Annotated in this window: 12 protein-coding genes; 7 read left to right on the top strand and 5 right to left on the bottom strand. The window is 44.6% G+C overall.

Going from position 1 to position 12712, the window contains the following annotated elements; all coding sequences use genetic code 11:
- Positions 1-55: 55 nt before the first annotated feature.
- Complete coding sequence (gene levB / locus JQX68_RS17625; protein ID WP_136653784.1) at positions 56-1606, bottom strand: 2,6-beta-fructan 6-levanbiohydrolase; 1551 nt, start codon at positions 1604-1606, stop codon at positions 56-58.
- A 79-nt stretch (positions 1607-1685) separates the two neighbouring features.
- Positions 1686-3104, bottom strand: coding sequence for a levansucrase (gene sacB / locus JQX68_RS17620; protein WP_014665463.1), 1419 nt, complete (start codon positions 3102-3104; stop codon positions 1686-1688).
- 538 nt (positions 3105-3642) lie between these two features.
- Here sacB and JQX68_RS17615 point away from each other — a divergent pair.
- The 4 genes from JQX68_RS17615 (at position 3643) to padC (ending at position 6792) form a co-directional block, all read left to right on the top strand.
- Entirely contained in the window at positions 3643-5013 is a 1371-nt protein-coding gene (locus tag JQX68_RS17615) for a serine hydrolase (protein ID WP_040081741.1), read from the top strand.
- The gene (gene racX, locus JQX68_RS17610) at positions 5014-5697 is read left to right on the top strand and encodes a broad specificity amino-acid racemase RacX (protein ID WP_147772561.1); all 684 of its coding nucleotides are present in this window, start codon (positions 5014-5016) and stop codon (positions 5695-5697) included.
- A 131-nt stretch (positions 5698-5828) separates the two neighbouring features.
- Entirely contained in the window at positions 5829-6284 is a 456-nt protein-coding gene (locus tag JQX68_RS17605; protein ID WP_147772560.1) for a DUF3237 domain-containing protein, read from the top strand.
- A gap of 22 nt (positions 6285-6306) precedes the next feature.
- Complete coding sequence (padC, locus tag JQX68_RS17600; RefSeq protein ID WP_147772559.1) at positions 6307-6792, top strand: phenolic acid decarboxylase; 486 nt, start codon at positions 6307-6309, stop codon at positions 6790-6792.
- A 26-nt stretch (positions 6793-6818) separates the two neighbouring features.
- Here padC and JQX68_RS17595 read toward each other — a convergent pair whose 3' ends face one another.
- The 3 genes from JQX68_RS17595 to slrR all read right to left on the bottom strand — a co-directional run bounded on the left by JQX68_RS17595 (position 6819) and on the right by slrR (position 9016).
- Positions 6819-7010, bottom strand: a complete 192-nt coding sequence (locus tag JQX68_RS17595) for a hypothetical protein (protein ID WP_069150361.1) — start codon at positions 7008-7010, stop codon at positions 6819-6821.
- 2 nt (positions 7011-7012) lie between these two features.
- On the bottom strand, positions 7013-8482 hold the full coding sequence (pnbA, locus tag JQX68_RS17590; protein WP_147772558.1) for a para-nitrobenzyl esterase: 1470 nt from the start codon (positions 8480-8482) through the stop codon (positions 7013-7015).
- Between the two features lie 75 nt (positions 8483-8557).
- Entirely contained in the window at positions 8558-9016 is a 459-nt protein-coding gene (slrR, locus tag JQX68_RS17585; protein ID WP_147772557.1) for an HTH-type transcriptional regulator SlrR, read from the bottom strand.
- 245 nt (positions 9017-9261) lie between these two features.
- On the opposite strand from slrR, the gene JQX68_RS17580 reads away from it, so the two are divergent.
- From JQX68_RS17580 to JQX68_RS17570, 3 genes are all read left to right on the top strand, one after another.
- Positions 9262-9966: a YveK family protein gene (locus tag JQX68_RS17580; RefSeq protein WP_069150359.1), complete on the top strand. Its 705-nt coding sequence runs from the start codon at positions 9262-9264 to the stop codon at positions 9964-9966.
- A gap of 5 nt (positions 9967-9971) precedes the next feature.
- Positions 9972-10655, top strand: coding sequence for a protein tyrosine kinase EpsB (gene epsB, locus JQX68_RS17575; RefSeq protein WP_040081747.1), 684 nt, complete (start codon positions 9972-9974; stop codon positions 10653-10655).
- Positions 10656-10889: 234 nt separating this feature from the next.
- Positions 10890-12710: a polysaccharide biosynthesis protein gene (locus tag JQX68_RS17570; protein ID WP_205440364.1), complete on the top strand. Its 1821-nt coding sequence runs from the start codon at positions 10890-10892 to the stop codon at positions 12708-12710.
- Positions 12711-12712: the final 2 nt, after the last annotated feature.

The following is a 12712-nucleotide window of genomic DNA, read 5'->3' as shown; positions in this document are numbered from 1 at the left end:
ACAGAGAATACCGCCCTTAATAAAAAAACAGGCGCAGCCTGCGCTGCACCTGTTTTTATTCATGAATCGAATCAAAGTGTTTCACTGTTATATTTTTGAAGGAGGCTGTGCCGCCATCAGAAAAAAGAGTAATGCCTTTATCTTCAGGCTTTGGGAAGACTTCATTTGAAAAAACGGTTTTCCCGTCGCCAACAAATACTTCTATCGTTGTTTTATCAACAAGTATTTTCAAATGCACCTTACGTTTGCTTCCATCATAAGGAGCTTTGCTTTCGACATAGGTATTGCTTTTGTCAGGCTGATTTGTGGCTGCTCTATTGACATATGCATAGCCGCCTTCAGCGAAAATGCCGACATCAATATGGCGTTTTTGGTCTTCAGATTCTCTGAGCCTGACGCCTGCATTCTTTAGCTCTGACCAAGAAAGATCCGTATCAAGCTGGTACGTATCACCTGTTATCGACAATGTTTTTGATCCGTTCACATCCTGATCCTCTATTTTGTCAGTTGAAACAGTCAGCTGCTCCAAAGCTTCAATCGGCTGTGAGACGAGGCTGTATGTTCCGTCCTGCTCTTGCAGCCGGAGTTCGCGTATGACAGAATCTGTGCCGTTAAAGCCGTTCTTCATTGTCGGGGTGTTGTTGGCATAATCCCAATTGTTCATCCAGGCAAGCGCATACCGCTTTTCTGATGGATCTGTGCTTTTGCTGTCTTCGAACGTCACACCGCCGTACCAGTCAAAACCATAGTCAAGCCATTGGGCTTCAGTCTGATCCGCTGTGAATTCTTTTCCGTCGAAGCTTCCGGTCCAGTAGGCGTACGTATTTGGTTTGCCCCACGGTTTACCGTTCGCGCTCGCACCGAGAACCCATTTATTCGTTCCGTCGCTTGCCCGCATCATGTAGAGGTCAGGACATTCGACCATTCCCGCCTGCTCTGGGAAGAATCCGCTTGTGTAATGCCAGTCCTTAAGATTATCGGATTCATAAAAGCCGATTTTTGATCCTTCAGCCATGACCATGACCCATTTGTTATCCTGGTCATCCCATATCACTTTCGGATCTCTAAAATCGTCTGTGCCCGGATTAGGCATAACGGGGTTGCCACTGTAGAATTTGAATGATTTTCCTTTGTCTGTGCTGTACCACAAATATTGTTCCTGTTTTTTGTCTTTGGCTGAGGGCTGTGTCACAATCGCGACAAGCGCATTTTTCCCGAAGCCGGCTGTGTTCTCTTTATCCACCACGACGGAACCGGTCCAAATATCACCGTCCGGGTTTGTATATTTCGGAATCGCCACGCCTTCATCGGTCCAGTGCACCAAATCCTCTGAGACGGCATGGCGCCATTCTGTGCCGTTGCCTTTGGGGTAATCCCGGTTATATAGATAGAAATAATGATACTTGCCATCAAAATAGATCGGTTTTTGAGGGTCATTTTTCCATTTATCCGGCGTCGTAAAATGATATGCCGCCCGGTAGTCCGGCTTCTGTGTTGATTTTGTTTTTTGGTCATGTCCTTCTTTTGGAAATAAGTCGATAAACAGCAATATTCCTAAAAAGCTCAGGAATACGGTTAGCCATTTGCCTGCTTTTTTATAGTTCATATGGGATTCACCTTTATGATGTTGATAAGAAATAAAAGAAAATGCCAATAGGATATCGGCATTTTCTTTTGCGTTTTTATTAGTTAACTGTTAATTGTCCTTGTTCAAGGATGCTGTTTTTCACAACAGATGTTTTCTTGCCTTTGATGTTCAGCAGGAAGCTTGGCGCAAACGTTGATTGTTTGTCTGCGTAGAATCCTCTGTTTGTCATGTAGCTTGTAATCACGACATTGTTTCCTTTCGCTTGAGGTACAGCGAAGTGTGAGTAAGTAAAGGTTACATCGTTAGGATCAAGATCCATTTTTAACACAAGGCCAGTTTTGTTCAGCGGCTTGTATGGGCCAGTTAAAGAATTAGAAACATAGCCAAGCATGTAAATATCGTTAGACGTGATGCCGTCAATTGTCATTTTTGATCCGCGGGAGTCAGTGAACAGATACCATTTGCCGTTCATTTTAAATACGTTCGCACGTTCAATTTCGTCTGTTACTGTGTTAGATGCAATCAGCGGTTTCATCACTTTTTTCAGTGTGTAGTCATCGTTTAGCTCAATCATGCCGAGTGCGCCGTTAGCTAATTCAGCAGTGCGCTTTTTATCACTTTGCAGAAGTTTTTGACTTTCTTGACGGAAGAACGATGTGCTTTTGCCATAGTATGCTTTGTTAAATAAAGATTCTTCGCCTTGGTAGCCATCTTCAGTTCCAGTGTTTGCTTCAAATACTAAGTATTTGTGGCCTTTATCTTCTACGTAGTGAGGATCTCTCAGCGTATGGTTATCGCCTGAGCTGTAGTTGCCTTCATCGATGAACTGCTGTACATTTTGATACGTTTTGCCATCGCCGTCAAAGATTGATTTATGATCCTCTACACCGTTGATGTTCAAAGAGTTGTCTGATGTTGATACGTTAACTTGTGCAGTTGTCAGTGTTTGTTTGCCGTAATGTGTACCGGAAAAGTCAGTGTAGAACAAACGGATGTGACCGTCAGATGTGAATGTCGCTGAGCCAGACCATTCTTGTGTTTGTTCTTTCAGGATTGAATCATTTGCATCGAATTTGTCGCTGTCTTTGAAGACGCGGCCAGCGTTTTTCCAGCTGTCAATAGAAGTTTCGCCGACTTTTTGATAGAACATGTAGATAGATGTGTCATCCGCATTTTTAGGATCTCCGGCTAATGCAAAGACGATGTGGTAGCCGTGATAGTTTGCGACTGTGCCGTCAGCGTTTTGCAATGGCCAGCTGTCCCAAACGTCAAGGCCTTTTGCAGAAGAGATGTTTTTAATTGTGGACGAATCGAATTCAGGCACTTGATATTTTTCATTTTTTTGCTGTTCAGGGATTTGCAGCATATCATGGCGTGTAATATGGGAAATGCCGTAAGTTTCTTTATATGGTTTTTGAGTTGCTTCTTTCGCAAACGCTTGAGTCGCGCCTCCTGCCAGCAGTGCAGTAGTAAAGGTTAGTACCGTTGCTTGTTTTGCAAACTTTTTGATGTTCATCGTTCATGTCTCCTTTTTGTATGTACTGTGTTAGCGGTCTGCTTCTTCCAGCCCTCCTGTTTGAAGTTGGCAAGTCAGTTACGCACAATAAAAAAGACCTAAAATATGTAAGGGGTGACGCCAAAGTATACACTTTGCCCTTTACACATTTTAGGTCTTGCCTGCTTTATCAGTAACAAACCTGCGTGATTTACTTTTCGACCTCATTCTATTAGACTCTCGTTTGGATTGCAACTGGTCTATTTTCCTCTTTTGTTTGATAGAAAAACATAAACGGATTATAATATTACAGGTCTAAGGAACTAAAATATCTATCAATTTCTTTTCGTTCTCTGTATTTTTTATTGCCTCTGTCGCATAGGCATAAAGTTGCCTTTTTTATAATCATTCAGAAAATTGCACAAGATTTCATTCCACTAAATAAAAGTATACAGCGTGTATACGTGATCGATTAAAAAGGATCTCTAACTGAGGGATATTTCAAAATATTTGAAACGTTCATAGCCTGGTAACGTACAAAGCTATGGGAGGTGGAGAAATGAAGCAGAATAAAAGAAAGCATCTTCAGACGTTATTTGAGACATTAGGCGAAAAACATCAGTTTAACGGGACGGTTCTGGCTGCGGAGGGTGGCGATATTTTATATCATCACTCTTTTGGTTATGCGGAAATGACGGAAAAACGCCCGTTGCAAACCAACTCTTTGTTTGAGTTAGCGTCTCTGTCGAAGCCTTTTACAGCTTTGGGAATCATCTTGCTGGAGGAGAAGGGGATTCTCAGCTATGAAGACCAAGTGGGGCGCTGGCTGCCTGGCTTTCCGTATCAGGGCGTAACGATTCGGCATTTATTGAACCATACGTCAGGGCTTCCTGATTATATAGGTTGGTTTTTTGCCAATTGGGATCAAAACAAGATTGCGGTGAATCAGGATATTGTCGATATGCTGATGAATGAGGGGCTGCCCGGTTATTTTGAACCGAATGAAGGCTGGCTGTACAGCAATACAGGGTATGTTCTGCTGGCGGTTATCATTGAAAAAGCATCTGGCATGAGTTATGCGGATTTTATGAAAACAAGTATTTTTTCACCGATCGGCATGAATGAAACAAGAGTGTATAACAGGAGGCTTTTGCCTGAGCGAATTGATCATTATGCATATGGATATGTGTATGATGTACACTCCGAAACATACGTCCTTCCAGACGACCTGGAGGAAACGAACTATGTTGTGTACCTTGATGGCATACAAGGGGATGGGACGGTGAACTCTGTCACAAGCGATTTATTTCGTTTTGATCAGGCTTTATACCAGGACGAATTCATCAGCAAGGCTTCTAAGGAATCCGCGTTTTCTCCAGTGCGCCTCAATAATGGAGAAACAATTGATTATGGCTTTGGCTGGGTACTGCAAAACAGTCCTGAAAAAGGGCGGGTTGTCAGCCATAGCGGAGGATGGCCCGGCTATTCAACGATGATGATCCGATATATCGATCATCGTAAAACGCTGATCTATTTGAGTAATAAGGAAGAGGATACTGAATATGAACAAGCGATTCTGAAGGCGGCGGAACATATTCTATTTGGCCAGCCATATGAGGTCCCGGAACGTCCTGCTGATAAAAAGAAAAAAGCAATTGATACGGCGATATACAGCCGCTATGTTGGCAGCTACTTGCTTCAGGATGGGACGGCTGCACGGGTGACAGCCGAGAATGAACGGCTTTATTTGGAGATCACCGGGCAGCTGAGACTGGAGTTATTTCCTTCCTCGGAAACGCGTTTTTTTCTGCGAGCATTGTCTGTTGAAGTCGAGTTTATGTTAGGCGAGGATGCTGCGAAAAGCTTTATCCTCTATGAGGATGGCTCAGAGGAAGAAGCGGTCCGCACGAATGAGAAAGGAATGAACTAGATGATCGGAATATTAGCCGGAATGGGGCCGAAATCGACCTCGCCGTTTATTGATAAGGTGATTGATTACTGTCAGAAGCTGTATGGGGCTTCAAACGACATTGACTATCCGCACATGATGATCTATTCATGCCCGACTCCCTTCTATGCAGATCGTCCGATTGACCATGATGAGATGAAGAAAGCGATTATCGACGGAGCGGTAAAGCTCGAGAAAACAGGCGTTGATTTCATTGCGCTGCCTTGTAATACGGCGCATGTCTACTATGAAGAGATTCAGCAGTCATTGTCGGTTCCTTTGTTAAATATCGTTGAGGAAACGATAAAAGCGATTCCGCATCCTGCAAAAAAAGCGGTGGTGTTAGGAACAGAGCCAACCATCCAATCCGCCATCTACCAAAATGGCCTGAAGGCAAATGGACAAGAAGTTGTTCACAAGGACCTTTGGCAGCACGCTGTGAACCGGCTTATTGCCGCAATCAAACAGCCAAATCATATGCAGCATACACAAGCATTGTGGCAGACGCTATATGAAGAAATCAGTCAGCATGCAGACATAATCATTTCAGCCTGCACGGATTTAAATGCGGTGTTAGATCATTTTCAAAGTGAGATTCCGATGATAGATTCCTCTGCCTGTCTTGCAAAAAGCACTGTCAGCACATATCTTGCGTATCAAAGCTAGCTTAAGACAAGGACTGTCTTCAAACAGTCCTTGTTTTTTTATGTTCCTATTGTTTGACAGTTAACTGCAATGGTGTTAAAGTAAACATGTAAATAGTTACATGATTTTTTTCTGAAGGTGAGGTGGTGCTCTTGAAGAAGCCGGTTTTAAAACCATTCGCCTCTTTAGAAATCAAGGTTGATCCGCCTATCACAATTGGTGAGACAGGCCTGGGGCTGAGACGATTTATTTCGATTCGTTCGGGAACAATAACCGGGGAAGTAAAGGGACGTATTTTGCCGGGCGGCGCCGATTCGCAAATGATTCGTGCTGACGGCAGAACCGATTTATCTGCCAGGTATGTAATCGAAACAGCAGATCATGAACTGATTTACATTGAAAACAATGGAATACGGCAAGTCAGCGAGCCGTTTCGAAAACAAGCGGCAGCCGGGGAAATCATTGATCCGGAGCATATTTATTTTCGTATGGTACCGACGTTTGAAACAGGCAGTGAAGCCTATCAATGGCTGCATGACCGCTTGTTTATCGGTTCCGCAGAAAGAACCCCTGATTACGTTCGACTAGACATTTATGAAGTACAGTAAAAGACTAAGGAGAGTGTGAAAGATGGACAACTTTATCGGAAGCCACATGATTTATACGTATGAAAACGGATGGGAATACGAGATTTATATTAAAAACGACCATACAATTGATTATAGAATTCATAGCGGAATGGTTGCCGGACGCTGGGTTCGGGATCAGGAAGTGAATATTGTCAAACTGACAGAAGGCGTATATAAAGTGTCTTGGACAGAGCCGACTGGCACGGATGTTTCATTAAACTTTATGCCAAATGAAAAACGCATGCACGGCATTATTTTCTTCCCGAAATGGGTGCATGAACATCCTGAAATTACAGTGTGCTACCAAAATGACCACATTGACTTGATGAAAGAATCACGCGAAAAATATGAAACGTATCCAAAATACGTTGTACCTGAATTTGCGGAAATTACATTTCTGAAAAATGAGGGAGTCGACAATGAAGAAGTGATTTCGAAGGCTCCTTATGAAGGAATGACAGACGATATTCGTGCGGGAAAATTATAAGAAACATCAAAACCCGGAAAAGAGATTTACTTCTCTTTTCCGGGTTTTCTTTTTGCTGAGTATGTGGGAACCATCATAATTCCCGTGAAAAACAGTGTGATGCCAGTCCAGCGCATAGGCTGGTAATAGGCTGTGTCCCGTAAACATAACACGGCCGACAAAATAATGATACAAGCTGCCACAACAATGGCAGCACCAATATATCCTGTTTTCCTCATGTTTATTCTCCTTTTGAAGGGAATAATTTCTGCCTTTTTTCAGAATCCGGATCGTTTTCGATCACAATCTCCGAATCAAAAATCAGCGTCTCTCTCGTTTCTTCGTGATACGTCGGCCAATTCACAGTTTCGGTGCTTGGGTTTCCTGTTTTAGCGAACGTGATCCATGCTGATTGTATCGTGTGAGAAAGCTGTTTCACCTCATCCGTAACCTCCGCGTTTGCCATCCGCTTCAACCCATCCAGATTTCCAAAGACAAAAGGAAGCTCTAATGCGTGAAACGCTTTATTGTACGGTGGCTGCTCCGAGTGCCAATCGAACCTGTACATCCAAACCGGGGCGTAGTGGGACTGTGCGGATGCATAGGCAACGGCCGGGCGCCAAAATAACAAATCAGTCATCATGTGAATCTGGCTTTCCAGAGAACGCGGATACAGATCGGCGGCTTTCTTGGCCAGCGGCTGCCCTAATAAATACTCGAGTGCAGCATCAAGCGTTTCCTGAGAATGAACGTCTGAATCAGGGGTGAAAAATAAATATCCTTCATCACGGGTTGTTCCGATTAATAGCGGAATGCCGGCAGCAGCCCCTTCTGCTATTGCTTTTTCTGGTTCAGCAGGCAGTGTTTTCGGATCAAGGGCGGGCTGGAAAAACAGATGAAAGATATTCTCTTTTTCTGCGATCCGAAGCTGATCCGCCGCTTTTAGCAAATCTTCTGCAGAAACCGTATGCAATTGATCCAGTTGGCTCACGTTAATCCCAAGGATCTGTAAAAAGGCTGCCGCGGTGCTCGCCGCTTGTTCTTTCGTCATCGTTCGAGAAGCGCCGCTTTCCATGATGGCTTTCTGGAACAGGCCTTTTGCCGCAGGCATTGCGAGCAGCGCGGCAATGCTCATGCCGCCGGCGGATTCTCCAAATACTGTTACGTTATCGGGATCACCGCCAAACGCTGAGATATTCTCCCGCACCCATTTCAGTGCGGCGGCTTGGTCTAAAAGCCCAAGGTTATCGGAATACGCCTCATCAAATGAAGACAAGTGCAAAAAGCCAAACGGCCCCAGCCGATAGTTCAGTGTAACGACAATGACTTCTCCCTGCGCCGCAAGTTTTGATCCGTCATACAATGGATCACTGCCCGCTCCAAGATAAAAAGCGCCGCCGTGAATCCACACCATGACAGGCAGGTTTTGACTTGGTGTGTCAGGCGCAAATACATTGAGATACAAGCAATCCTCGGACTGGCGCGGCAGTTCAGTATACGATAGTGAAAGCAAATCAGTCGGCTGCGGGCAAACAGGGCCATAGGCTGTAGCATCAAGTACATCTTCCCACACTTCAGGCGGCTCAGGTGCTTTAAAACGCAATTGTCCGACAGGCGGCTTGGCAAAGGGGATGCCTTTCCATATATGTACGCCGTTTTCCGTTGTGCCTTTTACTTTGCCGTATTGAGTCGTTACTGTTTGATGAGTCATTGTGTCCTCTCCCTTTTTCACCCATTATAAACAGATTTACCCTCAAGGTGCGAACGTTAGCCCTCTAGCCGATCATCATCTTCCCATCGTTTTTAAAAAGGATTTGACTTCATGGACAGTCAAGCCGATTTCTCTTGCTTCCGCCATCAGCGCTTTCCATTCTTCTATATTGGATTCGGTCAGTTTACGGTTGCGGTAAGAAGCCGTTTCAGGCTGTTCTTTCTTGAGTCTGTTCGTAAAAGTGAACAATTCTTCCTTTTCCATTCCAGCTTGTACGGCTTGTACTAAATGTACGCGCCACTCCTCTTCATCGCCGCTGATTTTTTCATACATCATTGTTTCTGCGTCAAATAATTCTGTTAATTCCACATCAAGTGTCGCCGAAACTTTTTTTAAAAATTGAACGGATGGATTCGTGTGAACGCCTCTTTCAATCTTGCTTAAATAGGATTTGGATACGCCTGACTCAACCGCCAGCTGATTAATAGAATAGCCTTTTCTTTTACGGTATAAACGGATAATTCTTCCAATCATAATGTGAAATTCTCCTCTATTCCTGTCGTTATTTTGTTCATTATAAGGAATTATTCGTTCTTTATAAAATTTAAAATAATAAGGGAAGTGCAGTAAATTAGAGGAAAATCATGATTTTGTTCTCTAAAAAGAACTTATTGGCTTATTTTGCAATTTTTAAATAATACTATTTTCTTTTATAATCCAATCATTAACAGAAAGGGGCGCGGGAAGCCAGCCGCGGGAAGGCTGAAGGCTATGAATACATGAATGAGAATATGAGTTTTAAAGAATTATATGCGATTGTCAGACACAGATTCGTGCTGATTCTGCTCATCACAATCGGCGTTACCCTGATTACGGGTTTTGTGCAATTTAAGGTTATTTCACCGACCTATCAGGCGTCGACACAGGTGCTGATTCATGAATCAGACGGTGAAGAAAACTCGAATCTCAGTGACATCCAGCGAAATCTTCAGTATAGCAGCACGTTCCAATCGATTATGAAAAGCACTGCCTTGATGGAAGAGGTCAAGGCGGAATTGCACCTATCTGAATCGGCTTCCTCGCTGAAAGGAAAAGTAATCACCAGCAGTGAAAATGAATCAGAAATTATCACCGTTGCCGTCCAGGATCACGATCCGGCGAAAGCGGCTGAGATTGCGAACACATTAGTGAACAAGTTTGAAAGAGCAGTAGATGAAAGAATGAATGTACAAGGCGTACATATATTATCAGAGGCGAAGGCTTCGGAAAGCCCGATGATCAAGCCGGCCCGGCTGCGAAATATGGTCATGGCTTTTGGCGCTGCTGTCATGGGCGGCATTACACTGGCATTTTTTCTGCATTTTCTCGATGATACATGCAAAAGCGCACGGCAGCTCAGCGAGAGAACCGGATTGCCATGCTTAGGCTCCGTTCCTGATGTTCAAAAAGGGCGGAATCGCGGGATAAAACATTTCGGGGAGTGAAGCGAGTGATCTTTAGAAAAAAGAAAGCAAGGCGAGGTTTGGCTCAAATATCTGTTTTACACAATAAATCAGTTGTTGCGGAACAATATCGCACCATCCGGACAAACATTGAGTTCTCATCTGTCCAGACCAACTTGCGATCCATCCTCGTCACCTCCTCTGTGCCTGGTGAAGGTAAATCGTTCAGTGCAGCGAATCTTGCGGCTGTCTTTGCGCAGCAGCAGGAAAAGAAAGTACTGCTGGTGGATGCCGATTTAAGAAAGCCGACCATCAATCAGACGTTTCAGGTTGAGAATGTAACCGGGCTGACAAATGTGCTGGTCGGTAATGCTTCACTCAGTGAGACGGTGCAAAAGACGCCGATCGATAACTTATACATCCTGACAAGCGGCCCGACCCCGCCAAATCCGGCTGAACTGCTGTCTTCAAAAGCAATGGGAGATTTAATATCTGACATCTATGAACAATTCAGCCTCGTCATCTTTGATTCCCCTCCGCTTTTGGCTGTTGCCGATGCTCAGATTCTAGCAAATCAGACAGACGGCAGCGTGCTCGTCGTTTTAAGCGGAAAAACAAAAACCGATACCGTCTTGAAAGCAAAAGATGCACTGGAACAATCCAATGCGAAGCTGTTAGGCGCTCTTTTAAACAAAAAGAAAATGAAAAAATCGGAACACTATTCCTACTAGTTTTTGGAAAGGTGATGTCTCCTGACCTGTATCAATGGAGGCACTCGGCTCTGCTGTGGGCAGCTGAAGTTGCTGCCTTAGATGCTGGTCGTCGCTGGCGGGGCGTGAGGATGGGTTAAATGCCCACTTATCTGATATATACATAGGACGTGTTGTCGGTTTAGCTGTTGCCGATGTTTTGGAGAGACGAAAACCGCCGCAGCTAAACCGATAAAAGAATTAGGGGGGAATAGGTTGAGTTACCGGAGAAGACTGTCAATGATTATTGCGCTGGATACTTACCTCGTTTTAAATTCAGTTATTGCAGGATATCAATTTTTAAAAGATTCCTATCAATTTTATGACTCCGGAGCATTACTGCTTACCGCTGTCAGCTTGCTCCTCAGCTATCATGTGTGTGCTTTCCTGTTCAATCAGTATAAACAGGTGTGGACATACACCGGGCTCGGCGAGCTGCTTGTCCTGCTTAAAGGCATTACGCTTTCCGCCGCTGTGACCGGCGTCATTCAGTATGCTGTGTATCATACGATGTTCTTTCGTCTGTTAACCGCGTGCTGGGTGCTTCAGCTTTTGTCCATTGGAGGGACGCGTATTTTATCCAGAGTATTAAACGAAAGCATTAGAAAAAAACGCTGCGCCTCATCCCGCGCGCTGATTATCGGGGCGGGCTCAGGCGGGACTCTGATGGTCAGGCAGCTGCTTTCCAAAGATGAACCTGATATCATACCTGTCGCTTTTATTGATGACGACCAAACGAAACATAAATTAGAAATCATGGGGCTGCCCGTAATCGGCGGAAAAGAAAGTATCATGCCTGCGGTGCAAAAGCTCAAAATTAACTATATTATTATTGCCATTCCTTCACTCCGCACCCATGAGCTTCAGGTGTTATATAAAGAATGTGTGCGAACCGGAGTAAGCATTAAAATTATGCCTCATTTTGATGAAATGCTGCTCGGCACACGAACTGCCGGACAAATCAGAGATGTAAAAGCTGAGGATCTGCTCGGCAGAAAGCCGGTGACCCTCGACACTAGCGAAATTTCAAACCGCATCAAAGGAAAAACAGTTCTCGTCACGGGAGCGGGCGGATCAATCGGCTCGGAAATCTGCCGGCAGATCAGCGCGTTTTTGCCTAAGGAAATCATTCTGCTCGGCCATGGGGAAAACAGCATTCATTCGATTTATACAGAGCTGAATGGACGATTCGGCAAACACATTGTGCTCCATACGGAAATCGCTGATGTGCAGGACCGCGATAAAATGTTTACCTTGATGAAAAAGTACGAGCCGCATGTTGTCTACCATGCAGCTGCCCATAAGCATGTCCCTTTAATGGAACACAATCCTGAAGAGGCGGTCAAAAACAATATTATCGGAACAAAAAATGTCGCGGAAGCAGCCGATATGTCGGGAACTGAGACATTCGTGCTGATTTCATCGGACAAAGCGGTGAATCCAGCCAATGTAATGGGGGCGACAAAACGGTTCGCGGAAATGATTATTATGAATCTTGGAAAAGTCAGCAGTACCAAATTTGTTGCTGTCCGTTTCGGCAATGTACTCGGGAGCCGCGGCAGCGTCATTCCGATTTTCAAAAAACAGATTGAAAAAGGCGGCCCTGTGACAGTAACACATCCGGCAATGACCCGCTATTTCATGACGATTCCCGAGGCATCAAGGCTTGTGATTCAGGCTGGGGCATTGGCGAAAGGGCGCCAGATTTTCGTTCTCGATATGGGAGAGCCCGTAAAGATTGTGGATCTGGCCAAAAACCTCATCCATTTGTCAGGCTACACGACAGAGCAGATTCCAATTGAATTCACAGGCATTCGTCCCGGCGAAAAAATGTATGAAGAATTACTGAACAAAAATGAAGTCCACGCTGAACAAGTCTTTCCAAAAATTCATATCGGCAAAGCGGTAGACGGCGACTGGCCGGTGCTGATGCGCTTTATCGAGGATTTCACTGAACTGTCGGAAGCCGACCTGAGAGCGAGGCTGTTTGCGGCAATCAATACATCAGACAACATGACGGCTGCCAGTGTTCATTAGGG

The organism is Bacillus sp. LJBS06 (assembly GCF_016924995.1).
Classification (GTDB): domain Bacteria; phylum Bacillota; class Bacilli; order Bacillales; family Bacillaceae; genus Bacillus; species Bacillus stercoris.
This window is presented reverse-complemented; position numbering and strand designations above follow the sequence as displayed.